26 protein-coding genes are annotated in these 24,535 nt (G+C 45.4%); 14 read left to right on the top strand and 12 right to left on the bottom strand.

Features of this window, described 5'->3' with window-relative positions; translation table 11 throughout:
* Positions 1-110 precede the first annotated feature (110 nt).
* The gene (gene nhaD, locus R8O70_RS17095; protein WP_318184278.1) at positions 111-1,541 is read left to right on the top strand and encodes a sodium:proton antiporter NhaD; all 1,431 of its coding nucleotides are present in this window, start codon (positions 111-113) and stop codon (positions 1,539-1,541) included.
* Positions 1,542-1,578: 37 nt separating this feature from the next.
* Here the strand turns inward: nhaD and R8O70_RS17090 are convergent, their stop codons facing one another.
* On the bottom strand, positions 1,579-1,974 hold the full coding sequence (locus R8O70_RS17090; protein WP_033907219.1) for a GFA family protein: 396 nt from the start codon (positions 1,972-1,974) through the stop codon (positions 1,579-1,581).
* 201 nt (positions 1,975-2,175) lie between these two features.
* Here R8O70_RS17090 and R8O70_RS17085 point away from each other — a divergent pair, with 201 nt between their 5' ends.
* Positions 2,176-2,784, top strand: a complete 609-nt coding sequence (locus R8O70_RS17085; RefSeq protein ID WP_005374427.1) for a YitT family protein — start codon at positions 2,176-2,178, stop codon at positions 2,782-2,784.
* A 72-nt stretch (positions 2,785-2,856) separates the two neighbouring features.
* On the opposite strand, the gene R8O70_RS17080 is transcribed toward R8O70_RS17085, so the two are convergent.
* The 3 genes from R8O70_RS17080 to R8O70_RS17070 all read right to left on the bottom strand — a co-directional run bounded on the left by R8O70_RS17080 (position 2,857) and on the right by R8O70_RS17070 (position 5,622).
* Positions 2,857-3,675 carry a hypothetical protein gene (locus R8O70_RS17080; RefSeq protein WP_025768737.1) on the bottom strand — a complete coding sequence of 273 codons (819 nt, stop codon included), beginning with the start codon at positions 3,673-3,675 and terminating at the stop codon, positions 2,857-2,859.
* Positions 3,676-3,775: 100 nt separating this feature from the next.
* The gene (locus R8O70_RS17075) at positions 3,776-4,258 is read right to left on the bottom strand and encodes a methylated-DNA--[protein]-cysteine S-methyltransferase (RefSeq protein ID WP_025768736.1); all 483 of its coding nucleotides are present in this window, start codon (positions 4,256-4,258) and stop codon (positions 3,776-3,778) included.
* On the bottom strand, positions 4,255-5,622 hold the full coding sequence (locus R8O70_RS17070) for an AlkA N-terminal domain-containing protein (protein ID WP_258625323.1): 1,368 nt from the start codon (positions 5,620-5,622) through the stop codon (positions 4,255-4,257). Before R8O70_RS17070 ends, R8O70_RS17075 begins: the two co-directional genes overlap by 4 nt.
* A gap of 194 nt (positions 5,623-5,816) precedes the next feature.
* Here R8O70_RS17070 and R8O70_RS17065 point away from each other — a divergent pair, with 194 nt between their 5' ends.
* The 3 genes from R8O70_RS17065 (at position 5,817) to R8O70_RS17055 (ending at position 7,495) form a co-directional block, all read left to right on the top strand.
* On the top strand, positions 5,817-6,020 hold the full coding sequence (locus R8O70_RS17065; RefSeq protein ID WP_017633816.1) for a hypothetical protein: 204 nt from the start codon (positions 5,817-5,819) through the stop codon (positions 6,018-6,020).
* 326 nt (positions 6,021-6,346) lie between these two features.
* Complete coding sequence (locus R8O70_RS17060; protein WP_064369535.1) at positions 6,347-6,790, top strand: DoxX family protein; 444 nt, start codon at positions 6,347-6,349, stop codon at positions 6,788-6,790.
* A 9-nt stretch (positions 6,791-6,799) separates the two neighbouring features.
* A complete protein-coding gene (locus R8O70_RS17055) occupies positions 6,800-7,495 on the top strand; it encodes a pirin family protein (protein WP_213905599.1) in 696 nt (231 codons plus the stop codon).
* 81 nt (positions 7,496-7,576) lie between these two features.
* On the opposite strand, the gene R8O70_RS17050 is transcribed toward R8O70_RS17055, so the two are convergent.
* On the bottom strand, positions 7,577-8,470 hold the full coding sequence (locus R8O70_RS17050) for a LysR family transcriptional regulator (RefSeq protein WP_005374436.1): 894 nt from the start codon (positions 8,468-8,470) through the stop codon (positions 7,577-7,579).
* Positions 8,471-8,619: 149 nt separating this feature from the next.
* On the opposite strand from R8O70_RS17050, the gene R8O70_RS17045 reads away from it, so the two are divergent.
* Entirely contained in the window at positions 8,620-8,973 is a 354-nt protein-coding gene (locus R8O70_RS17045; RefSeq protein WP_005374439.1) for a DUF413 domain-containing protein, read from the top strand.
* Between the two features lie 147 nt (positions 8,974-9,120).
* Here the strand turns inward: R8O70_RS17045 and R8O70_RS17040 are convergent, their stop codons facing one another.
* Positions 9,121-9,372 (bottom strand): DUF3081 domain-containing protein, encoded by a 252-nt coding sequence (locus R8O70_RS17040; RefSeq protein WP_005374440.1) that lies wholly within the window; start codon positions 9,370-9,372, stop codon positions 9,121-9,123.
* A 374-nt stretch (positions 9,373-9,746) separates the two neighbouring features.
* Between R8O70_RS17040 and nagB the strand changes: the two genes are divergently transcribed.
* Entirely contained in the window at positions 9,747-10,547 is an 801-nt protein-coding gene (gene nagB / locus R8O70_RS17035; RefSeq protein ID WP_005374441.1) for a glucosamine-6-phosphate deaminase, read from the top strand.
* 90 nt (positions 10,548-10,637) lie between these two features.
* Here nagB and R8O70_RS17030 read toward each other — a convergent pair whose 3' ends face one another.
* Positions 10,638-11,504 carry a hypothetical protein gene (locus R8O70_RS17030; RefSeq protein WP_005374442.1) on the bottom strand — a complete coding sequence of 289 codons (867 nt, stop codon included), beginning with the start codon at positions 11,502-11,504 and terminating at the stop codon, positions 10,638-10,640.
* 153 nt (positions 11,505-11,657) lie between these two features.
* The gene (gene gltS, locus R8O70_RS17025; protein ID WP_025768732.1) at positions 11,658-12,884 is read right to left on the bottom strand and encodes a sodium/glutamate symporter; all 1,227 of its coding nucleotides are present in this window, start codon (positions 12,882-12,884) and stop codon (positions 11,658-11,660) included.
* Between the two features lie 413 nt (positions 12,885-13,297).
* On the opposite strand from gltS (R8O70_RS17025), the gene R8O70_RS17020 reads away from it, so the two are divergent.
* The 3 genes from R8O70_RS17020 to R8O70_RS17010 are packed head-to-tail and all read left to right on the top strand — an operon-like array spanning position 13,298 to position 15,353.
* Positions 13,298-13,669, top strand: coding sequence for a GntR family transcriptional regulator (locus R8O70_RS17020; RefSeq protein WP_005374444.1), 372 nt, complete (start codon positions 13,298-13,300; stop codon positions 13,667-13,669).
* On the top strand, positions 13,666-14,523 hold the full coding sequence (locus R8O70_RS17015; RefSeq protein ID WP_005383221.1) for an ABC transporter ATP-binding protein: 858 nt from the start codon (positions 13,666-13,668) through the stop codon (positions 14,521-14,523). Before R8O70_RS17020 ends, R8O70_RS17015 begins: the two co-directional genes overlap by 4 nt.
* Complete coding sequence (locus tag R8O70_RS17010) at positions 14,523-15,353, top strand: hypothetical protein (protein ID WP_171342396.1); 831 nt, start codon at positions 14,523-14,525, stop codon at positions 15,351-15,353. The genes R8O70_RS17015 and R8O70_RS17010 overlap by 1 nt, the downstream gene beginning before the upstream one ends.
* A 99-nt stretch (positions 15,354-15,452) precedes the next feature.
* Here R8O70_RS17010 and gltS (R8O70_RS17005) read toward each other — a convergent pair whose 3' ends face one another.
* Complete coding sequence (gene gltS / locus R8O70_RS17005) at positions 15,453-16,688, bottom strand: sodium/glutamate symporter (RefSeq protein ID WP_005374448.1); 1,236 nt, start codon at positions 16,686-16,688, stop codon at positions 15,453-15,455.
* 862 nt (positions 16,689-17,550) lie between these two features.
* Between gltS (R8O70_RS17005) and R8O70_RS17000 the strand changes: the two genes are divergently transcribed.
* The 4 genes from R8O70_RS17000 to R8O70_RS16985 all read left to right on the top strand — a co-directional run bounded on the left by R8O70_RS17000 (position 17,551) and on the right by R8O70_RS16985 (position 21,208).
* Complete coding sequence (locus R8O70_RS17000) at positions 17,551-18,327, top strand: DUF4344 domain-containing metallopeptidase (RefSeq protein ID WP_318184277.1); 777 nt, start codon at positions 17,551-17,553, stop codon at positions 18,325-18,327.
* A 41-nt stretch (positions 18,328-18,368) separates the two neighbouring features.
* Positions 18,369-18,755 carry a DUF393 domain-containing protein gene (locus tag R8O70_RS16995; protein ID WP_318184276.1) on the top strand — a complete coding sequence of 129 codons (387 nt, stop codon included), beginning with the start codon at positions 18,369-18,371 and terminating at the stop codon, positions 18,753-18,755.
* Between the two features lie 175 nt (positions 18,756-18,930).
* Positions 18,931-20,592 (top strand): methyl-accepting chemotaxis protein, encoded by a 1,662-nt coding sequence (locus R8O70_RS16990; protein WP_318184275.1) that lies wholly within the window; start codon positions 18,931-18,933, stop codon positions 20,590-20,592.
* Between the two features lie 121 nt (positions 20,593-20,713).
* Positions 20,714-21,208 (top strand): peptidylprolyl isomerase, encoded by a 495-nt coding sequence (locus R8O70_RS16985; RefSeq protein WP_020195057.1) that lies wholly within the window; start codon positions 20,714-20,716, stop codon positions 21,206-21,208.
* Between the two features lie 140 nt (positions 21,209-21,348).
* Here R8O70_RS16985 and R8O70_RS16980 read toward each other — a convergent pair whose 3' ends face one another.
* The 3 genes from R8O70_RS16980 to R8O70_RS16970 are packed head-to-tail and all read right to left on the bottom strand — an operon-like array spanning position 21,349 to position 24,525.
* Positions 21,349-22,140, bottom strand: a complete 792-nt coding sequence (locus R8O70_RS16980; RefSeq protein ID WP_047102486.1) for a LytR/AlgR family response regulator transcription factor — start codon at positions 22,138-22,140, stop codon at positions 21,349-21,351.
* A 15-nt stretch (positions 22,141-22,155) separates the two neighbouring features.
* The gene (locus tag R8O70_RS16975; protein WP_017821053.1) at positions 22,156-23,178 is read right to left on the bottom strand and encodes a sensor histidine kinase; all 1,023 of its coding nucleotides are present in this window, start codon (positions 23,176-23,178) and stop codon (positions 22,156-22,158) included.
* Positions 23,179-24,525, bottom strand: coding sequence for a hypothetical protein (locus R8O70_RS16970; protein ID WP_206953049.1), 1,347 nt, complete (start codon positions 24,523-24,525; stop codon positions 23,179-23,181).
* Between the last annotated feature and the right edge of the window lie 10 nt (positions 24,526-24,535).

The following is a 24,535-nucleotide window of genomic DNA, read 5'->3' as shown; positions in this document are numbered from 1 at the left end:
AGTGGCGCACACTATCATTTCCTAACTCCTACTGTTAATTCGAGCTCTCTCACAACTAACTCATTCATTTGTGGCTAATATTTCTCCAACCAGACAAAGGAGAAATGTCTATGCCAATCTATCCAATTGTGGCTTTCTGCTGTTTGTTGTTCTCTAGCGCCACCTTTGCTGCATCAACCAATGAACTGAATCTTGTTAATTCTGGTGTCGGTTACGCGGCTCTGATTATCTTTTCGATCGCTTACATACTGGTTATGTTGGAAGAGTATCTGAAAATGAGAAAATCCAAGCCAGTGCTGCTCGCTGCAGGGTTAATTTGGATTCTGATTGGCTACACCTTTGCTCAGCACAACCAGCCTGAAATCGCCAAATCCGCACTAGAACACAACTTGTTGGAATATGCCGAGTTGCTGCTGTTTTTGCTCGTGGCGATGACTTACATCAACGCAATGGAAGAACGCAAACTCTTCGATGCCTTACAAGCGTGGATGGTCGGTAAAGGTTTTGGATTCAAAAAGTTGTTCTGGCTGACGGGGTTTCTCGCTTTTGTCATTTCACCGATTGCCGATAACTTAACTACGGCCCTTTTGATGTGCGCTGTAGTGATGAAAGTCTCTGGTGATAATCCTAAGTTCGTCAATCTTGCTTGTATCAACATTGTTATCGCAGCCAACGCTGGCGGTGCATTCAGCCCATTTGGGGATATTACAACCCTGATGGTGTGGCAAGCCGGTCATGTCAGCTTTGCTGAGTTCATTCCGTTGTTTGTACCGTCATTGGTGAACTACTTGGTTCCCGCGTTTTTGATGTCACTGTTTGTTCCAAACACAAAACCGAATACGATTCACCAACACGTTGAGCTAAAACGCGGGGCAAGGCGTATTGTCGCATTATTCATTCTGACTATTGCCACTGCGGTCTCTTTCCACGCCTTGCTGCACTTCCCACCCGTTATGGGCATGATGATGGGCTTGGCGTACTTACAGTTTTTCGGATATTTTTTGCGTCAAACTCTTAAACACTCACTCGCAAAAAAAGCAGCTATGGCAATTGCCAATGGCGATGATCAGGCATTGAAGCGCTTAGGCTCAGTGGTTCCGTTTGATGTGTTTCATCGTGTGTCTCGAGCCGAATGGGACACCTTGTTGTTCTTCTACGGTGTTGTAATGTGTGTTGGCGGTTTAAGTTTACTTGGCTACCTCGAACTGGTTTCAAACGTCATGTACACGCAATGTAACCCAGTCTGGGCAAACGTAATGGTTGGTGTGCTATCTGCAATCGTCGATAACATTCCGGTTATGTTTGCTGTACTGACCATGGAACCAAGCATGTCGATGGGCAACTGGCTACTGGTCACATTAACCGCAGGTGTCGGGGGCAGTTTGCTTTCCATTGGCTCCGCGGCAGGCGTCGCTTTAATGGGAGCCGCGCGTGGACAATACACCTTCTTTGGCCACCTAAAGTGGGCTCCCGTCATCGCCTTGGGTTATGCCGCCAGTATTGCGGTACACTTGTGGATGAATAGCGGCTTATTTACTTAAAAGCACCGATAATCAGGCACTTAAATCGCAATATAACCTAGCGGTCAGATGGATGGTTAACGCCATCCATCACTTCAATCGCTCCCAACTCATATGGGTTGACGCCCTCTAAGCAGCCGACATTATAGCCATACTCACTCGGGTCAGAACGACGCTGATGGTGCGTATAAATACCGCACTCGCCACAGAAAAAGTGCTTCGCAGTGTGTGTATTAAATTGATACTGCTTCAAGACTTCTTCGCCTTGCACAATACGAATACCGTTCAAAGGTACAGACGCGACAATCGCGCCACGACGTCGACACATAGAACAGTCACACCGTCTCGGCTTCTCAATACCATTGGGTAACGCCAGTTCCAGCTCAACTTTTCCACAGTGACAACTCAGTCGATGTAATGTGCTGATTTGGGTGTTGCCAACTTTCTTAATCATAACTTTTCCTTGTTGTTTTTCTATCTGTGTACATTATGTTAAACAGGTTAATATCATCATAATCTCGTCCAAAAACTCGACATCCATCACTTTTCGCGACATTTTATTGGCCGATTTGTTAGTTGCTATTTTGGCGACTGTCTATCGCGTCCGTGAGACGTGTTGTCTCCGGCGCGGTTTTTAAACCAAGGAAATTAATTTATGGACAAAGATCATAGCCTAAGAGAGAACCTCTTGGCTCTGACGCTCGGCAGTGCGTTGGTGTCACTTGGGGTGATATTTTTTAGCAAAGTAGGATTGCTCACTGGCGGTACGGCTGGTTTGGCGATCTTCCTAACCAAAGTGAGTGACTTCAGTTTTGGTCAGATATTTTTCGCTCTTAACCTCCCTTTTTATATTTTATCTGTGATGCGCATGGGTTGGCGCTTCACTATCAATACCTTTATTGCGGTTTCGATTGTCTCTTTTGCGGTCGATCATCTGCATCATGTGATTGAGATTTCACGAATCGAACCTTTCTATGCGGCACTTTTGGGTGGTGGGCTGATTGGAATCGGCATGTTGGTAATTTTCCGTCACAAAATGAGTTTGGGTGGCTTTAACATTCTAGCGTTGTACCTTCAGGAACGTTTTGGAGTTCGAGCGGGTAAAGTTCAAATGGCGTTAGATTGTGCCATCGTGGTGATGTCACTGTTCATTGTAGATGTGCACCTTATCGCTCTATCTGTTCTAGGTGCCATCGCAACGAACTTGATTTTGGCGATGAACCATAAACCAGGACGATACCAAGCAAAAGCGCAAGCAGCATAATCATCGCTGCATAGTCAACAACCTTAAAGCCCCCAGCCAGTCGCTCGGGGCTTTTTTCATTCAACGCTAAGATCACGTCAACGAGCTCGTTTTGCAGTGCTGCTGCATCTCTTCATCCAATTTAGCTTTATATTTCTGGCTAAGATGGAAGTGTACTTGCATCAACAAGTCATGTGCGTGGAACAGCTCAAACGCGTCGCTACCATTTTGCTGACAAATAGCCTCACAGCGCTCAGCATGCACTTTGGCTTCTTGCGGTTTATCCGCTTTAAGCAAGCTCATCGCTAAGCGATACTCTGCGCGCTCTTCTTGCATCCAACCCCCTGCCACTTTCCAATAGTCTAGCGCGAGTGTTGCTGCTTCTAACATCTTCGATTTTTCCATGCACGTGCGCTCAGCCAGCGCTTCGTACTGACATGCTAAGTTGTTTGCAGTGATCGCGATAGCGCGCGCTAATGGCCCTTCTGCATCGTTCGGCGTCATTCCTAACGCTGCCTTCACCAACCATTGACTCGCCAGTTCAAGCTGAACAAGTGCAGAAAGTTCATTCGAAATCAAAGCGTAAACTCGGCGTTGCTCTTGCTCTTCCAATAATTCCATATTGTCAGTGCCATCTACGAAATAGCGCGCAACGGCAATACTGCGTTGAAATGCCAAACTCTCGGCAACCTTGCGTTCATCAAAGTGCTCTAAACAAGTAAGAAACTGTTCTGGGCACTGGAGATGCCCAATAGCGGTATGCAGCATCAATGCGAATATTCGCTCGATTTGGGTAACATCTTCCACCTCGCTCAGAGCCGTTTCTAACTGAGCATAAATTTGTTCGGGATTTTCCTCGTGATGCTGCCAACACTCACTCATGAAGGCATCAAAATCCGTTTTGAAAGGCATGTCCTTATTGTCCTTTTTCTGTTCGTATAACGAATATGAAACTCTACACTATCGTTCCCCCTGTGTAGCACGCTTAATCCCAATATGAGAATCGCCTCACTTAAAGCGGTGTACCTTGCTCCAACGCGAGCAAACGTTGCTTGCGCTCCACTCCACCTGCATACCCAGTCAGTTTTCCGCTTTTGCCAATAACGCGATGACAAGGCACCACGATAGAAATCGGATTCTTCCCATTTGCTAACCCAACAGCACGCACAGCTTTAGGGTTACCTATCGCATTCGCGAGATCTTGATAGCTCCACGTTTCCCCATATGGAATGGTCGTTAGTGCCTGCCAAACTTGATTTTGAAAATCAGTGCCTGTCGCTGCAAGGGGCAAGTCGAATTCGTTGCGCAGACCAGCAAAGTATTCATCCAGTTGGGTGACAGCTTGGCGCAAGACCGGATGCTGCTCGTCTCGCACCCCCAGCTCAATCGGCTTAGTGGTGCATGTTTCAAACCAAATGCCAAGTAAGCCCTCAGCGTTCGATTGGATAGTCACCGTTCCTAGTGGACTCGGCATTTCGGTATAAAATGTTTTCATGATTGATTCCATAAGTGAAACGTCGCGTAGCTTCCCCAAGGGGCCGCAGTGTGCGTATTCAGTGATGGGTAACGCTGCATCGCCTTTTTCACCACTAAGTCTTTATCTAGAAAGCAATCGGGTTGAGATTGCCCTCGCAGTTGAGCATAACTGACGGTCCAAGGTCCAATGCCTTTCAAAGCTAGCCACTGCTGGGGGTCAGCTTCTGAGTTGTCCTGCATAAACTGGGCGAAGCGCACTAGCGTCTCTTTACGGCTTTGCGGCATGCGCAAAAAGCTCACGTCGGCGTTCGCAATATCACTGGGAGTCGGGAAACAACGTTTTTCTGACTCTCCACTAAGTGTGGCCACCAATAAGTTAAGTTGACCAATCGCCGCTTTAACCGACACTTGCTGGCCTAAAATCGCTCTAACCCCTGCTTCCCATGCATTCCATACACCAGGAATACGAATACCTTTACTCGACACGAGTCCAGGCGCGACATACTCCAAATGCTGCTCAACAGTACAAATATCAGCGTCAAGATCGAACATACGACGAATGTCAGACACCAAGTTTTGCAGCTTCGTTACGTCTTCAATTTCAAACGCCAGTTCTAAGTATCCTTCACCTTTTGTCGCTTTAAACCAGGCTTTGCTGTCATCCAAAAAAACGTTGCGCTGATAACTCTCATCACTCACTAGCTCAACCCCCTCAACCGCTCGCAAACGATAGAAGCCCAACATGTGCGACCAATTCAACTCACCTCGATAAGGTAAGGCAATTCGATTGCAACCCGCACCATCAAACTCTTTACGGCGTACTTGAGAAGGCGTTAGTTTGAGAAACTTTTGAAAAGCATCGTTAAAGCGGCGCGTACTGTTAAAACCTGATGCAAACCCCACGTCGGTGACCGACATAGAGCTGGAGTGAAGCAACTGTTTGGCGAACATTAGTTGCTGATATTGCGCATACTGCTTGGGTGACATACCTAGATACTGCTCAAACAACATACGTAAGTAACGGTCAGAAATCCCAACACGCTCAGCCAACTCAGACACCGAATGGTGATGCAACTCCCCTCTATCAATTAACGAAATCGCTCGTTGAAAGGTCGTCTCGACACCTTTCCATGCCCAAGATCCAGGCGCGCTGTCAGGTCGACAACGTAAACACGGACGGTACCCTGCTTGAAGGGCTTGCGTCTTATCAGCGAAATACTCAACATTTTCTTCTTTAGGCAAATTTGCCGGGCAAATCGGACGACAAAAGATTCCCGTTGTTTTTACCGCCACATAAAATCGCCCATCAAAACGGCTGTCTCGCGCGACTCGCGCCTTGTGACACTGCTCGAAGGTCAGTGAGGTATGAGGGTGAATAAACATAGTGCTTTCCTTGCTCATGCCTTTTGTCATTTATTGTTCATAGGCATCGTTCAATATAGTGTTATTGTAGCTTGCTTAAGTGCCCACAATTAGCCATTTTCGGAACTCAATATTGAGATTTATTGGCATTAGCGCTTTTGTACACTAAAGTTAGATCCAGAACATCACAACAACGTCGGCTAAAGGGAATTGGCATGGACTTACATACTTGCGTAATTGTATTAAGAAACCAAAAGGTTATTACCAGTAAATCCGTAGATCATTCTATTGGAATTATCGAACGAGACTCAGATAACGAGATCTCAGAAATTCAGATTAATGCGACGGATGGACGTAATATTCGAACTTATCACTACAACAATGTAGAGGAGTCATTAGAGAGCTTAATGAACCTCTGACGGTTTTCTTTAACACACCTTTCTCCCTTGTTAAAAGCGAAAGCAATAGAGCACAGTACATGTGCTCTTTTTTTGTTTAACAGCAAAAATGTTTATCGAAAATAATGACAGACCTTGATTTTAAACAGAACATAATAGGCAAATATAAACCCAAAAAAAACTTTACAAGATATTGATTTAAAATAATAAAAACCACTTATTCAATTTTTTAGAATGAGTTTATCAAAATCCTCCCGTTATTTTTATGTTCGCCTCTACCTAAACTGTTCTCAACAGCACGGGAGCACACGCTTCCCACTCATTGAAAAGAGTCAGAGGACAGAATCATGAAAGCACTATTACAGAAAATTACCACATCAAACGCAGGTTACAGCGCACTATCACTTCGCGTTCCAATCGGCATTATCTTTATGGCGCACGGCGCACAAAAACTATTTGGCTGGTTTGGTGGCTACGGGCTAGAAGGCACAGGTCAGTGGATGGCATCTATCGGTTTAGGTCCTGGCTTGCTCATGGCGTTACTTGCGGGCAGCGCAGAGTTCTTTGGCGGCTTGTTCATTTTACTTGGTCTGCTAACTCGACCAGCAGCGGTTGCTTTGGCGTTCACGATGGTGGTAGCGATATTCTCTGTCCACTTTGAAAATGGCCTGTTCATGGCAAACAACGGTTACGAGTTTGGCTTAGCATTACTGGCAGCAAGCGTTTCTCTGGCGTTCTCTGGCGCAGGTAAAGCAGCGTTAGATAACTTCTTAAACAAAAAGCTCTCTTAAGGAGGCCTTATGATTACGGTAAGACATGCAGCAGACCGAGGTCGAGCAAACTTTGGCTGGCTTGATAGCAAACATACGTTTTCTTTTGGTAGCTACTACGATCCTCAACATATGGGCTTTTCTGAGCTGAGAGTCATTAATGACGATGTAGTCAAGCCTGGCGCGGGTTTTGATACACATGGCCACCGTGATATGGAGATCATCAGCTATGTGTTGGAAGGTGTTATCGCACACAAAGACAGTGAAGGTAACGTCAAAACACTACCTGCAGGTGAATTCCAACTCATGTCGGCAGGGAAAGGGATTTACCACAGTGAGTACAATGCGTCGAACCAAGATACGCTGCGGTTTCTACAGATTTGGATTCAACCAAACGCATTTGGAACCAAACCAGGTTATCAGCAAAAAGATTTTGGGCGCAATCCTGGGTTAACGACTATCGCAACTCCAACTGGAGAAAACGGCACGCTACTTATTAAGCAAGATGCGACTTTGCATCAGTTAATTCTTGAGCCAAGTAGCGAACTAAACTTTGAGATTGAGTCGGGCCGAAAGCTATTCATCCATCAAGTGACAGGCAGCCTTAGTGTCGACAATACCACTTTGACGGCTGGCGACGGCGCGAAGATTGAACACCAGAGTAAGGTTGTTTTGCGCAATACATCAAACGAAAGCACAACAGCCCTGTTGTTTGACTTACCATAACTATCGATTCATCGAGATAAAAACAAAGCCGCCTTGATTTCTCAAGGCGGCTTTTTCGTTTTTCTGACTTTTCATTCAACGCTATTCGTCGGAAGTGCCAGAACCAATTTGCTGAAAACTGTAAGCGGTCAGTGGATCGATCTCTTTGACAATTTCTTCCACTTGCTTAATCGCGTCTACAGACGAGCTAGCTTTACGATAGCTCAAATAGATAGGGCGACACCAATCTTCTACTCCAGACACCTTGTGAAGCTGCCCATTGGCGATAAATGGCTCCACGAGAGAGATTGGTAAGTACGCGGCTCCACCCTTCTCTAAAATAAAGTCCAATGCGATACGCGCTGTTGAAGTGCGTAAATATGGAGCCGGAATCTTAGGGTGACGTTCAGAATGCTCCGAGGAGAAACGCGTCCCCCAGTCAACGTACACATATTTGTTTTCGAAAACGGTGTCTAAAGAATCTTTCTCAGTTGATACCAGAACGAGAACAACATCTGCCACTTTTTTACAGTTAAGCTCATCAGCTTTGATCTGATCGAACGCAAATGCCATATCTAACGTGCGCTCTAGCAAGCTACGACTGAGCATCTCACGTCCCATCACTTCTGCCATGAAGCCATAACCACCAAACGAATCTGTGACGACACTTAAACAATTCTGTAAATAAGCGTCCCAAATGTTTGGCGTGCCACCTAACGTTAGTTGCAGCGCTTTGCCATCTTCAAGCGATAATTCTAGCTTCGCTTGTTGCAATGTAGTGACCATTACCTCGGCATAGCTGATTAAGCGCTCACCTGCAGAGGTCAGCTTTATGTTATTTCGATCACGAATAAACAATTGCGTATCGAAGTAACTTTCCAATTGTTTGATACGTGCGCTCACAGCGGCTTGGGTAATATAAAGGTTCTCAGCAGCACGTCCGAAGTGACGAACTCTTGCCAGCTCTAAAAATGTTCGAAAGACTTTTACATCCATAAACCATCTCCTGGTTAATATAAAACCAGATTAACAACTAATTAAAATCATGACGACAAAAAAGTTTTGTTTTTCTTTTGTTAGATTTAAGCCTAATTTTCGCCGTAAGTTCACTACATTCATCAATAACGGTTACAGAGGCTGTTGACATGTCTGACACTGAATTCCGTCATGGCAAAAAACGTTTTTACGATAACGTAAAATTCCCACGCGGCTTTGCAAAGTCTGGCGATTTTACTCTTTCAGAAGAGGAAATCCTAACAATTTATGGGGATACAATGCTTGGCTTAGAGTCAGGCGAATTAACACCTGAAAACAGCGAAGAGAAACACTTCATCAAGGTGTTAGAAAACCCGGGCAAAGCAAAAACAAAACTTGAGCGTACGTGGCTAAAGTACACCCAACTTGCTCGTGGTCGCAAGCGCTTCCATACGCTAAATGGTCGTAACAAGCCTGACGCCACAGAAGAATACATTGAAGAGAGTTTGGTTGAAGACGATTAATAACCAATAACCTAGTTCTCGCCTTTTTCTAGCAGTAGGCGAAAGCTCGTTTGACTTTACTGAGCGAGCAAGACAAGCTCATTTCTTCTCCTAAAGCCCAAGGGGGCATTCTCCCAAGGGCTTTTTTAATATTTGGGTGATGACCGTTTACTTGGCGAGCGTCGCAATCTTTTTCAGAAAGCTCTCTTTCAAATGCTCTTGGTCATATTCCAAGTGATAGGTGTTGTGGAAGCCAATTTTTAGCTCAACACCATTCCCTCTCAAGAAAACGTTGTACCCATCGTAGTCAGAAAACGCTTCTACACCCTCATACATTTTACCAAATTCGGTTGGTGTACCGTTGTTCATCACACATTCGTAAGCCTGTAGTACTTTGCTCGGATCTAACTCATTTTTCATACCGAATTCCTCACTGGTTTACACATTTCAATTATGGTTAAAGAATGAGCGCCATGCCATATCTAACCCATAATATTTGAAGTTCGTGTGCGATTTCGCACTCTGTAGGTTGTTAAAAAACAAGGTTAAGTGCGAAGGCAGAACTTAATTTAGATCATAAATTTTATCTATTGATTCGTCAGTTTCATAATGCAATTTTTTTGTAAAAAATCGTCTTATAAAAGCATTTAGATATAAAAATCGTCGACAAAACCAACATTGGTTAAAGAAAAAGCAAAATTTTGACCTAAAACAATAGCAGTTCGCCATTACTTATTTTATAATGCGAATTAATGTTTCAGTACATCGTCAATTCCAATAACTAGGGGCACAAAATGAGACTTATCCCGTTAACTCGAGCAGCACAAGTAGGTAAGTGGGCAGCTGCGCATATCGCTAAGCGTATCAACGACTTTAAACCTACTGCTGAGCGTCCATTCGTTCTGGGTCTACCAACTGGTGGCACTCCTCTAGCAACCTACAAAGCCCTAATCGAGCTTTACCAAGCTGGCGAAGTCAGCTTCAAAAACGTCGTGACTTTTAACATGGATGAGTACATTGGCATCCCTGCGGATCACCCAGAATCTTACCGCTCATTCATGTACAACAACTTCTTTAATCACATTGATATTCAAGAAGAAAATATCAACCTACTGAACGGTAACACAGACGATCACGACGCAGAATGTAAGCGTTACGAAGACAAAATTAAGTCTTACGGCAAGATCAACCTGTTCATGGGCGGCGTGGGTAACGACGGTCACATCGCGTTCAACGAGCCAGCGTCATCTCTTTCTTCTCGTACTCGCATCAAGACCCTCACTGAAGACACTCGCATTGCGAACTCTCGCTTCTTTGACGGCGATATCAACCAAGTGCCTAAATACGCGCTGACTATCGGTGTTGGTACGCTTCTAGACTCAGAAGAAGTGATGATCTTGGTCACTGGCCATAACAAAGCTCAGGCACTTGAAGCAGCCGTGGAAGGTTGTGTAAACCATCTATGGACAGTTTCTGCACTTCAGCTTCACCCTAAAGCGGTGATCGTATGCGACGAACCAGCTCAACAAGAACTGAAAGTGAAGACAGTGAAGTACTTCTCTGAGCTAGAAGCAGAAAACATCAAAGGCTTTTAACCCATAGGATGGCAGCCTAGAAATACACTAAAAATACAAAACCCGTGTTGAACACGGGTTTTTTCTTATCTGAACAGCGGGCTTAAGTCGTCAATAAGCTTTAATACCAAACTGACGAAGACGCTTAGGAAGCACTTCATCCAACTTGTCTAGTTCACTCGGTTCGACTTCGATAAGATTGAAATGATGCTGCTCATAAACAGTACGAATGGTCTCACGGTCGGCCTGAGCCATCTCCCCATCGTCACTTCCCCAAAATTGCAAATAGACTTTGCCACCTGGCAAGTAAAAATCGCTAGTGACATCTTGGTCAATCGGCAACTGACGCTCATAAGCGTGCACTACACCAGCCAAGTACAGCCAGTTGTCAATGAGCAACTCACCCTTAGAGCGTACGTAATGCCCATCTAATGTTCGGTGCTTGGCTTCAAATTTTTGGCGAAAGCTTGAGTACGATTTATCCGTAGAATGTGACTCCGCGTCTTGCCCTAAAAACTCAATGACAGACTGCTTAAGACGCTTGTTACGCAGCACCACATCGTGCCATACGACAAAGGTATTTTGTGTTTCTTTATCGGTTCTTTGCTGCCCACCAGCGCGCACACCAGCTTCTGTGACACTCCATCCCTCTTCGGATTTGGTCAACCAACCCAGTTCACTCAAAAGCTGGTTCATGCGCTTCGCATTCAATTTCAGCTTTTCACCCAGTTGTGTCGCGCTCAATGTTTTCCCAGAGCTGGGAGTCAGCTCAATATGTAAGTTGGTCGGCCAGACGATGAACTGGCCAAATTTAGGGTGATCCACATACTCACCGCCAAACTTTGCCCCTTCTTCGGTCAAAATCCACTTTTCATCTTGGCGAACGATGTAGCCTGCACGTTTGAGATCGGCAAACAGCAGCTTAGCTTCTACCTTGCGCATTTTCGCTAATGCCGACGTCGATATTTTTTCAGACATGTGGGTACCTCATGCTGCTGCAAAATGAACACTATGTCGTCATAGTAACGCATTGATTTCACGGCTTGAAGTCAGGCAAACAAGATTTCGTGTTACAAATGGCAAAGCCAGCGTATAGGTGCTGGCTTTGTTATTTCGGTAAAAAAGCGAATGTTATTTAATAAAAGCGATGCATCCTTGCAAAATCACTAAATTCACAATGTCGATGAAGAATGCACCGACAATTGGAACCACCATAAATGCTTGTGGTGATGGACCATATCGACTCACGATGGAGCCCATATTCATGACCGCAGTCGGTGTAGCACCTAACCCAAAACCGCAGTGTCCGCTAGCGATCACCGCCGCATCGTAGTTGCCTCCCATCATGCGGAATGTTACGTAGTAAGTGAACATCGCCAACACTGCCGACTGAATAGCAAGAATAATAAGGAATGGGATCGCAAGATCGAAAATATTCCACAATTTCAAACTCATCAAGGCCATGGCAAGAAATAGAGATAGTGCAACCGTGCCAAGAATATCAACGGTTTCTAAATCAACCTTGCGCGCCTTCGTCACTTCCATGATGTTAGTGATAACAACACCAATAAACAGCGCATACACAAAATCGGGAATCATTAACCACTTGATGTCAAAACTGCTTACCCAACTCTCGAGATACTTCGCGCCTGTCACGCAAAGTAGAATGATGGACAAGCTTTCAACGACTCTTTTCGCTGTGACACGATCTTCCTCATGTTCGTTGTACGTCACCAGTTCAGGGAAACTCTGATGACTTTGATTGGTGCGTCCGTATTCCGATTCCAAGTTGTGTTTGTTTAGTAGCTTTTGTGCAACAGGGCTGCCAATAATCCCTCCCATCACCAAGCCAAATGTAGCAGAAGCCATTGCCACCTCTAGAACATTATGCAAACCATACATTTCTTGAAAAGTTTGCGACCACGCAGCTCCAGTTCCATGTCCGCCAGAAAGCGTAATGGATCCGGCGATCAACCCCATGAGTGGATCTAACCCCAACGCTGTTGCTAAGGACACGCCGACCGCATTTTGGATAAGAATGTAGACCGATGCCACAACTAGGAAGATGAAAACCTTCGCACCGCCTTTAATCAGTTGGGTGTAATTTGCCGCTAAGCCAACGGTTGCAAAAAACATCAGCATAAAGACGTTTTGCAGTGGTAAATCAAAGGAAACATCCACACCGTTTAAGTGCATCGTCGTGATGACGCAAGCGACCACTAGACCACCAACAATTGGCTCTGGAATATTAAATTTTTTTAAGGTTGGTAACTTGGTATTGATGAACTGCCCTAAAAACAACACGCAAATTGCGACGAGGAACGACTCCTGTGGGCCGATAGATATTACCTGATTCATGAGACCTCTTTACTCTACTCTTTCTCATTCATTGAGCACGCGCTCAACGTGAGATAGGTGCCTAAGCCAGTCAGATTGCCTCTCGAAACTTTTGTTTTCTAGGCCTCTTTGACCATCAATTCTCATCAAGTAAGAAATAGGCAGACCTAAAATTATGCTAATTATCATTCAGTGAGAATATTCATTTAGAACAGGTGATAAGTGTATTGATGGGAAGAGAAAAACAACACTTCTCAACTTATGAGAAGCAATTAATTTCCATATAAAACAAAACCTCAAAACAACGACCACATAGGTGGATATTTAGAGCGAATGAGACAGGCGGATACACTAGGTTTTAAATTATTACTTTCTCTCTAATGCACTAGGTGTTATACATATATATAACACCATCTCAACCAAGAGATTCACTCATGACTAATTGGCATGATCGCCAACCGATATTTCGACAGTTGGCAGACCAGATCACGCAGCAAATACTGCAAGGTGTCTGGCAAGAAGGCGATGCTCTGCCCTCCGTCCGTAGCATCTCTGCAGATATGAAAATTAACCACCTCACCGTTATGAAAGGCTATCAATTGCTTGTTGATGACGGGCTAGTGGAGAAAAAACGCGGTCAAGGTATGTTTGTCGCTTCAGGAGCAAAGCTCAAATTACTCGCAGACGAGAAGGCACGTTTTCTTCAGCAACAAATTCCGCAGATAGCCGACACAATACAGCGTCTGGATATGTCACTCGACGAATTCATTCAACAACTAAAACCACACTTGAAAGGTGACCAATGAGCGCATTAGTCAGTGTAAACAACGTCTCCAAGCAATATCAGCAACAAGGAGAAGCACTGCATGAAGTGAGTTTCGACCTACATGCAGGACAAGTACTTGGCTTACTCGGCCATAATGGCGCAGGTAAATCAACGCTTATTAATGCCCTACTCGGTGCACATGAATATCAGGGCACTATTCGTATCAACGGATTTGAACCTATTATGCAACGCGACAAGATAATGCAGAGCTTATCCTACATCTCGGATGTCAACGTTCTGCCAGATTGGATGACCGTTGCTCAACTGCTTAACTATACCGAGGGCGTGCATCCAGGGTTCAATCGCGCCCAAGCAGATACGCTACTTCGTCAAACGGACATCAAACCTCGTGCGCGCATCAAATCTTTATCCAAAGGGATGAAGGTGCAATTACACCTCGCGATTGTGATCGCGACCAACACCCAAATCCTCATATTGGATGAACCGACACTCGGGTTAGATCTCGTGTATCGCGAGACGTTTTATCGTCACTTATTGGAATGGTTTCACGACGGCGAGCGCGTGTTGATCATCGCCAGTCATGAAGTATCAGAGATTGAGCACTTGCTGACAGATGTTCTGATTCTTAAGCATGGTCGCCCCGTTCTGCAAACCTCGATGGACAGTATCAGTGAAGACTATTTCATTCTTGAAGCCAACGACGAGCACCGCACACAAATTGAAGCGATGAACCCACTCTCGTCACAAAAAGGCCTCGGTTCAACGAAATGGTTACTCAAAGCCCAGTATGCCCAACAAGCAGAAACAATGGGTTCCATCCATGGGGTGAAGTTAGCGGATCTATTTTTAGCATTGCAGAAGGAGGCAGCGTAATGCGTTCAGTTGTCGCGATGTTGCAAAAAGAGTGGTTAGAAAACCCTCTTGTTTTACGTATTCCACTGTTTGTGTTGGCGTGTGGAGTTATTCTCTTTGTGAGTTTAATGAGTAACGATACTCTACAACACAATATGTTTTTCCAAATGAGCTTTGGTGGCGATGTCAGTGACATTCACAAAGAGCTTGGTGATGACGTCAATATGTTGATTTCCGGAGGAGCAGGGCTGCTGTCTATCTTGTTAGCCGTTCAGTACTTCCCAAGAACGCTACGCAAAGAACGGGCGGAAGGCAGCATTATGTTTTGGCGCAGTATGCCTGTCAGTGACATAAAAACCCATTTAGTGAAGCTAGGATTTGGCTTATTGGTGATTCCGCTTGTCTGCTCGGTGCTCGTACTCGCTGCAAATTTAATGTTGTGGTTGCTGAACATCTCTACTGATCACCAATTGGCTTTATTGTACCGCCAAGCCTCGTTAGGTTACGTGCTGCTGCATTGGGGAGAGTTTTTAATCAGAATGTTGTTCACCGGTATTCTGCTGTTACCGCTGGCATTAACTGCGATGGCTATTTCACAAAAAGTGAACTCACCACTGGTCATTTTGTTTATCGCCATTTATGCGCTGCGTTGGATGCCTATCGCACTTTTTGGTTTCTACGGGCTAGATCAGTTTTTCTCCGAAGTGCTTTACCTTCCGCTGCACGCCATTATTACACCAAACCCATTCAATGCCATTCCTCAAGCGGGTTGGTTAAACGTTGGCATTTACGCCTTCATTGGTATTCTTGGTTGGACAGCTAGCCTCAAGTTCAGCCGAACTATCCAATAATGCTTCGTTCAATAAACGACCAAACCAAGTCATAAAAAAACGGTCACAACCAGTGTTGTGACCGTTTTATTTCGCCTCTAGGAGCTCATCCACTTAACTTTAACCAAGGAATGAAATGTAGCCTTGCAAGATAATTAAGTTGACGATGTCGATAAAGAAAGCGCCCACAATTGGCACCACCATAAATGCTTGTGGCGACGGGCCAAATCGGTTAACGATCGAACCCATGTTCATTACGGCTGTTGGGGTTGCCCCCAAGCCAAAACCGCAGTGCCCCCCTGCAATAACAGCAGCATCGTAGTTGCTTCCCATCACTTTGAACGTAACATAGTACGTAAAGATTGCTAAGACGACAGACTGCACAGCTAAAATAACCAAGAATGGAATCGCTAGATCGAAGATATTCCATAACTTCAAGCTCATCAGAGCCATCGCTAAGAACAGAGATAGCGATACCGTACCTAACATATCTACCGTTTCGGCATCTAACTTACGAATCTTGGTCACTTCCAAGAAATTCGTAATGATCACACCAATGAATAGCGCATATACGAAGTCTGGAATCATCAGCCATGAGATTTCATACGTGCTTACCCATTGCTCGACATACTTGGCCCCAGTAACACAGATCAGTAGGAAGAAGAGTTTCTCCACCACTTTTTTCGCCGTTACTTTATCTTCTTCGTATTCATTGTAAGTCACCAACTCCGGGAATTTCTCGTGAGTTTTGGCATCTCGACCACCACGACCATACTCAGACTCTATGCTGTTCTTTTCGACTAGGCGCTGCGCTACAGGGCTACCAATGATACCGCCGATGATCAAACCAAAAGTCGCTGATGCCATTGCAATTTCTAAGACGTTATCCAATCCATACACGTCTTGAAAGGTTTGTGACCACGCAGCACCTGTACCATGACCACCAGACAGAGTAATCGAGCCAGCAATTAACCCCATCAAAGGATCTAAACCGAGCGCCGCCGCAAGTGAAACGCCAACGCCGTTTTGTATGATGATGTAAAACGATGCGACAGCTAAGAAGATAAAAACCTTCGCACCTCCTTTCATCAACTGAGTGTAATTTGCGGCCAAACCAACTGTCGCAAAAAACATTAACATAAACGTATTTTGTAATGGCAAGTCGAACTCTAAATCGATGCCGTTGAAATGAAGAGCAGTAATCATGCAGGCTACAATAAGACCACCTACAATCGGCTCAGGTATGTTGAATTTCTTTAAAATCGGTAGCTTAGCATTAATAAAATGCCCCAGGAAAAGCACACTAATTGCGACCAAGAAGGACTCCAGTGCACCTACAGATATTAAATGATTCATATCGCCTCTTATTATTGTTCTCTTCATTCTCCGTAATGAATGAGTGTTAGTTTAACCTTCGTTCAATAGCAAATTTTCTCGCTTTATTGTTTCGAAAATACTCAAAAAGTTGGTGTAGATGCGCCTTAGGCTAGTTTAAGGGGCGCTCCTTAAGCGATGTGTCAGTTTTTACGCTGTTAGCAAGCCCTTAAATGTGAAAGGAGCTGATACAGCTCCTTCAAATGGCCCCTCGCAATACCTGTGCGTTATCGCTTGGGCTGTCGTGTTGTGAGTAAATTCTGGGTGACACTTTCTGAACCACTTCGGGCTCCCTTACTTAAACAGAATGTGTCAATTACTATCAAACAAAGTTCCTTCCCGTTGTAACCGCTAAACGCCGAGAGCGCGTTCAAAACAATTGGGTTTGCCTGTTCCTGTCGTAGCTTTTCAACTCTGGCTCATGGTGTATAAACGAGCCGAATCCAAGGAAACTCTCAGGCTGCAACAAACGTTTTCGTCACAACGGAGCAGGATTATAACATATCGCTGATAATTTTCTTCAATTCAGTGACATTCACCAACCCCATAGTTAAACCTTGCAATGATTAACTGCCTATTATCATTTTCACAGATAAAGATCGAAGCACAGTTACTCAGTAAGCTTCTTAGAATACGATGCATAGCTAATAACTTCACCGCCGTTCTTATCCAGGAGGTCTTGATAAACGCCCTAGAGAACCAAGCAGCCGAAATATGCGATGTTATCATGATTGCTTTTCGAGACCGACGTCCCGACTTTGGCTAATGAGTACAACCCCAACTATGCATCAGACAAAAACATGTATAATTTTTTATACAAGTTATTCAATAACAAGAGTCCCACATGAACATTCATTCGCTTTGCCCTGCACTATTACTCAGCGTCGTCTCATCAGCTACAGCAGCTGAAAACATTCGTATTCAATATTCTCCCGTAGAGACAACTCATGAAAAAATCGCCCAACAATCTATTCAAAGCAGCGATGTAAACACCATCTTTGCTGAGCTATCTCAGGCCTACTTTCCATTTGATAAAGCTCTCACGCTGGTTTACGGCGGAGAAGATGGTCCAATGTATGATCCTGATACACACACAATATACGTTCCTTACACTTTTTATTTGGAGTCGCTCAATTACTTCTCCAATAATCAGTATGAAGAACGCTTCGGAAAATCCCCAAAAACAGGGGCGCTAGATACGTTATTGCACACTTTACTTCATGAAGCTGGACATGCTTACATCGAAGATCAAAGCATCCCTGTTCTCGGAAAAGAAGAAGATGCGGTCGATAATTTTGCCACTATTTTAATGATTGACTTCCTAGAAGATGGCGCAGATATGGCCATTAGCGCCGCCGACATGTTCGCATTCGAATCCGACGACAGACCGGACTACTACGATTTTGGCGAGTACATTGACGAGCACAGTTTCGATCTGCAGCGTTACTTCTCTACCCTGTGTCTGGTCTACGGCAGCGATCCAGAGCAATACAAAGCCTTGTTGGATGAAGTAGAAAAAGATTACTTACGCGATCGCAAAGAGTTCTGCCAATTCAATTACGGCAACATCCGTGATAATTGGCTGCATTACTTGCAAGACAATGAACTAAAAGAAAAATAATCGCGTAAAAGGGAGTAGAACCGCCAATAATGAGCTCAATCATGACCAAACTGACCGTATTTTACGATGGCACTTGTCCCTTGTGCGCCAAAGAGATGAAGGCGCTAAAACAACGCGATGCCAAGCAGCAGATTAAAACCATCGACATCTACAGCGAGGCGTTTGCCGCTTATCCGCAGATCGATCCGGAGCAAGCCAACACCATTTTGCACGCCCTCAACGATAAGGGTGAGCTGCTGCTTGGGTTAGACGTGACTCATCGAGCATGGCAACTGGTCGGTCGCGGTTGGTTGTATGCACCGCTGCGTTGGCGCGTTGTCAAACCTGTTGCGGATTGGCTTTACCTCAAATTTGCCAAAAACCGCTACCGCGTCTCCTACTGGTTAACGGGCACTTCTCGCTGCAATAACGGTTCGTGTTCACGTTAATTGTGATCCTGCTTAAAAATGCTACGACCTTAGTCTAAATTTATAAACTTCCAGTACTTCTGATTGATTAACTCGGTTAATCTCTAAGCATTACAACAATAAGTATTAATAATTTTATCAGGCAAGCTTATTCAGCTTGTCACTTGTAACGCTGCGCCGAGAGAAGGACGTCTCTATGAATCTGACGATCAGAAAACGACTATATATCCTTTCAATAATTCCAATTCTAACCATGGCAATAGGCATGATGTGGTTCACCTATCTACAAACCACAGCCTACAACGAACACGAGATTGAGCAGACTCGAAGTCAAATGATGGAGATGAAAAAAGCCGAGCTCAAAAACTACGTCCAAATGGCGCGTTCCGCTGTCGAACCGCTACTCGCACAAAATGCCCCACTGGAAGAAGCTCTGCCTATCTTGAAACAACTAGAGTTTGGTCAATCCGGCTACATCTTTGGTTATGATTCAAAAGGCGTTCGCGTCGTGGTGGGTAAAAACACCAAAGGCATCGGGGAAAACTTCTATAACTTGCAGGACAAGAAAGGCAATTACCTGATTCAGGATTTGCTAAAAAATGCCAAAACTGGTGAGTTCACGACTTATTACTTCCCGAAACTCGGTCAGAGTGAAGCACTACCGAAACTCAGCTACTCAGTCTTTATTCCTGAATGGGACTTGATGTTGGGTACGGGCTTCTACACTGACGATATCGACGCCATTGTGGCAGACATGGAAAAAGCAGCACACGAAGATCTCAACACCACACTAACTGCGATAGCCCTGTTTTGTGCCTCGATTACAGCGATAGTTGCAGTCTTTGCCGTGTTTGTTAACCGCAGCATCATGAAACCTATTGAGCAGTTTGATGCTTCAATTCACTCTTTCGCGCAAGGCGATGCAGATTTAACCGCGCGCATGGAAGAATCGAGCGTGCCGGAGTTCACCCAACTTAGCCGTAACTTCAATATCTTCGTTGAAAGCCTGCAAGGCATCATTAAGAGCGTTAGCCACGTAGGACAAGAAGTGGTTTCAGAGACCAACGAGATGTCACAGCGTGCATCGCAAGTGGATGAATTAGCTTCTGGTCAACGTGAAGAGACCGAACAAGTCGCAGCGGCAATGACCGAGATGACAGCAACGGCGCACGAGATTTCAAACAACGCTAACCAAGCAGCGCAATCAGCCAGAGACGCCGATGAAAACTCACAACAAGCAAAACACATTGTTGATTCAGCAGCGAACTCTGTCGAAGCGCTCGCGCTAGAGGTGTCGGAAGCCAGCACGGTGATTTCTCGTTTAGAGAGCGACGTAAAAAACATTTCTTCTTCTCTAGAAGTGATTCAGGATATCGCCGAGCAAACCAACCTATTGGCACTGAACGCAGCCATTGAAGCAGCCCGTGCAGGCGAACAAGGTCGCGGCTTCGCAGTCGTTGCCGATGAGGTTCGTAAACTGGCGAGTCGCACTCAAGACAGCACAGGCGAAATTCACCAAATGATTGAGCAGTTGAAGTCTGGCTCGGATGCGGCAGTGAAAGCCATGGGTTCGAGCCAAGCGCGCGGTGAAGCAACGGTTGAAGAAGCACGAGCAGCCTCTGCCGCACTGCAAGAAATCCAAGCCGCAATTGCTAACATCATGGACATGAACACCTTGATCGCAACGGCAACCGAAGAGCAAAGCCAAGTTGGGCAAGAGATTTCACAACGCATCGAAGTCATCTCTCAACAAAGCAGCCAATCGGCGCACCTTGCCAACCAAAACCGTGCAGGCAGTGGCAATCTGAACCACAAAGCTAACGAGCTGTACGACTTGGTCGGTCGCTTTACGGTTTAACGCTTTCCTCACCCATTCATCATGCAAACAGCGACGCCAACCGTCGCTGTTTTTATTTCTGCGATCCTCAGAAGCCTTAGCTATAATGCCGCCAACTTAGCACCTACAAGGGCAAAACCAGATGATTATTATGACCACCAATTTCGGTGACATCGAGATTGAACTGAACCTAGAACGAGCGCCAGTTAGCTCAAAGAACTTCAAAAAATACTGTGAAGATGGCTTCTACAACGGCACCATTTTCCACCGCGTTATCGACGGTTTTATGATCCAAGGTGGCGGTCATACCGAAGACATGGCAGAAAAACCAACACGCGCTCCGATCGCGAACGAAGCAAACCGTGGTCTAAAGAACCTTGTTGGCACTATCGCAATGGCGCGTACCGATGCACCGCACTCTGCAACGGCTCAGTTCTTCATTAACTTGGAAGACAATGATTTTCTAGACCACACCGCAACCACCAACCTAGGCTGGGGCTACGCCGTGTTTGGTAAAGTGACCGCGGGTATGGATGTCGTAAATCGCATCGCGAAAGTAAAAACGACCTCTAAGCTTGGTCACGATGATGTGCCATGCGATCCAATCATTATCGAGAAAGTGACGATCAGCGAATAAGCCCATTCGCCTCTTCGGAGAAATCGTCGCTATAAAACGACAAAAGCGCCTAATGTCAGATGACTTAGGCGCTTTTTGTTTTTGTTGCTGAAACAAATGAGCAGCGAGTTTACAGTGTAAAGAGTGAGCAGTTCTAGCGATTACATCCCTTTGAACAAACTTTGAGATGCACGGCTCACAGCGAGCTTAGTTTCTCCAACGTGAACAAACATTCTTCCAGCAAAGTCTTTGTTTACTTTGCTAATTTTGCACACTTGCACAACGCTTGAACGGTGTACTTGCCAGAACTGTTCTGGGTTAAGCTGCCCTATCAACTCTTTCAACGAGGTGCGAATCAAATACTCCTGCACTTTGCCTTGCCCTTGTTGGGCATACACAGAAACGTATTTTTCTTCCGCTTTGAAATACAATACATCAGACGTAGCAATCAGATGAATATCTTCCCCTTGCGTCGCTTTGATCCACTGAAGATATTGCGGCGTTTGTGGCGCGGATAATTGCTGCAACTGTTCTAACAGGCTGCTCATCTGCACATTACTGCTTTGTTGCTCTCGCTTAGCAAGGCGTGCTTTCACTCTTTCACACGTCGTCAGGAGGCGCTCATCCGAGATAGGCTTAAGCAAATAATCGGCGGCATTTTGTTCAAAGGCTTTGATGGCGTAATCATCGTACGCAGTAACAAACACAATCAAAGGTGGATTGGCGAGTTGATTGAGTTTTTGCGCCAATGTCATGCCATCCAAAACTGGCATACGAATATCGAGAAACGCAATATCAGGTTGGCTTTGCTCAATGGCTTGCAACGCTTGTTCACCATCGGCGACTTTGGCTATCACCTCTAGCTCTGGCCACACTTCAGCTAGGCTTTTATCAAGATGATGCCTCAATAGCGGTTCATCATCAGCAATAATGGCAGTAAACCCTGTATTCATTCCTTTCTTCCTTGATTACGATTCCATTGGCCAACTCAGGCGAACACAAACACCACCCTGAGCAGACTCACTGATAGAAACCTCTCCTTGCCCTGCGAACAAAGCTTCAACTCGCTGCTTGAGGTTACTTAAACCGACGCCAGAGCCCATGTGCCCACTAACATGATTCAAGCCAACACCCGTGTCTCTGACTTCAATCTTCAAGTTCTGTCGTTCACGCTTGATGAGCAAACTGATTTCGCCGCCTTCTCGCTTCGGCTCAATACCATGGATGATGGCGTTTTCGATTAAAGGTTGGAGCATCATCGGCGGTAATTCGGTTCTGCCTAGCCCTTCTTCCACCTCAATCTTGTAACTGAGTCGATCACCCAAACGAGTTTGTTGGATGCCTAAGTAAGCCTCAAGTAACGCCGTTTCATTGTCTATGGTGGTGTGTTCTTCGCGTGAGCTTTTGAGCGTCGCACGCAGCAGCGCGGTTAACTGTTCTAGCATTAGCTTGGCTTTATCGACATCTTGCGACATGAGCGCACTGATATTTGCCAAGGTATTGAATAAGAAATGCGGTTCAATCTGGCTTTGCATCTGCTTAAGCTGACTCAGCAACAGCGCACGATCTTGCTCTGCTTTCTCGCGCTTGATGGCTTCCAACTCTCGTTGAGCAACCGCCTCTTTCTCACGCGAGTAAAAATAGAAATAACACATACCGCTAAACAGTAATCCCATTAAGCCAACAGGGATCATATCGGAGATACCAAAATACTCTCCGAGCCAAAATTGCGCATTAATCACCCCAAACAATAAACAGGCAACAAGCGAACACACCACTTCTATCATACGCGGGATGGTTGGAAACAAACGGTCAATCAACCATGAGAAGAAGATAGCCGAATAGCCAAATCCAAAGCTAACCGCCACATGAATGTAAAATGGACCGCCCCAAACCGAGAGCGTCATTGCTGCGATAAAGAGACAAAATGCCGTGGTCACTAATAAGCTACGCGGCCATCCACTTTTTACCACTGATTTTGCTGAACACATTTAGAATTTCCCTTTGATATTAAATACAATCATATGCTTATCATTGATTTGTGCGTAAGCAGATTGGTCGTCTCCGGTTAAAAAGCGTGCGGCAACTTCCACTTCTACACTTTGATCGCCAGTATCAATCCATTGGTAGTTAAGCCACTGCGTGACAATCACACCGCCATCTTGTGGCGACAACATCACATCCAACGTGGGGGTTACATCAATTAGCCAGCCCATATCTGCTTTGCCGTTCCATGCAGCCCACGCTTCCACATCCCAACTCCAGTGCAGCATTACGTTATGCTGAACGATATTGGCATGCTGAAACCCTTGGGCGTAGCTTGTCGCAAGTAGAGCGCTGCTAGCCAACAGAGAGTTGTTAGGTTCAGGGATCTGAGAGAGTAATTCGCCACGCTCTATTGCTTGTTGCCATTCGCTTTTCGACCATGCTCGGCTGTCGTACCAATATTCAGCAATCACGTTGTGTCCGGCTTGGTTTGCCCAGTTCAATCCAATCAAGGCTTGGAATGCACTGCCCTGCGCCTCAACTGAAACGGGTCGGTAAAGATCATCCTGCTGAAACTGATAGCCAACACTTTGCTTTTGCCACAGCATGGAACCGTGCATGGCGATGGATTCATCCCACACCGCAATGGCACTGGCTCCGAGTAAACCTCGGCGCACATCATCGTAATAACCAATAAGTTGATACTCGGTATCACCCACCAGCGCATAACGACGAATACCAACACCTTGCTGCTCTGCGGCTTGATCCAGTGCACTTTGGTCTTGTTGCCCCCAACTTGAATCAGTTGCAATCACCGTCCACTCGCCGGCCATATCGTAGTGTGAGAGTGAAAACACACCCGCACCTTCTTCTGCTACTAAGCCAACAGGATTTTGTCGATAAGGCTTAAACAGATCCAAAGGTCGGTAGCCATAACCCACGCCCCAATCCACGCGTAACTTACCCAAACTCACATCAAGAGTGGTATCACCGACTTGCCACTCCCCTAGCCAAGCCAGCTCTCTAATCAACAGTTGGTTATCAGCTTCACTCCACCAATCACTCTCTCCTTGTTGATTGAGGTACAAACCTTGGCTATACAGAGCGAACAAACCACTGAAGTTGTGATAATTCACCTGCACATCCAACAGTGCATTAAGTGAATCACGAGAACTGCTCTGCGCCAGCATAAATGCGCTATCCCGTTGCTTGGCCGTTTCGTAACTGACAGCCCAATCCCACTCAAAACTCAGCTCATCATTGGCAAAAACTGGGGCTGCTGTGCCCACACACAACGACGCAGCAATCAACAAACTGGTGCTTTTGTTAAGGTTAGGCTGGTGCGGTTTCATGTGACTTCCT

Origin of the sequence: Vibrio sp. 779(2023) (assembly GCF_033344285.1) — a bacterium.
GTDB classification, from domain to species: domain Bacteria; phylum Pseudomonadota; class Gammaproteobacteria; order Enterobacterales; family Vibrionaceae; genus Vibrio; species Vibrio alginolyticus.
The sequence above is the reverse complement of the archived record's forward strand: the minus strand, read 5'-3'. Positions and strand labels throughout refer to the sequence as shown.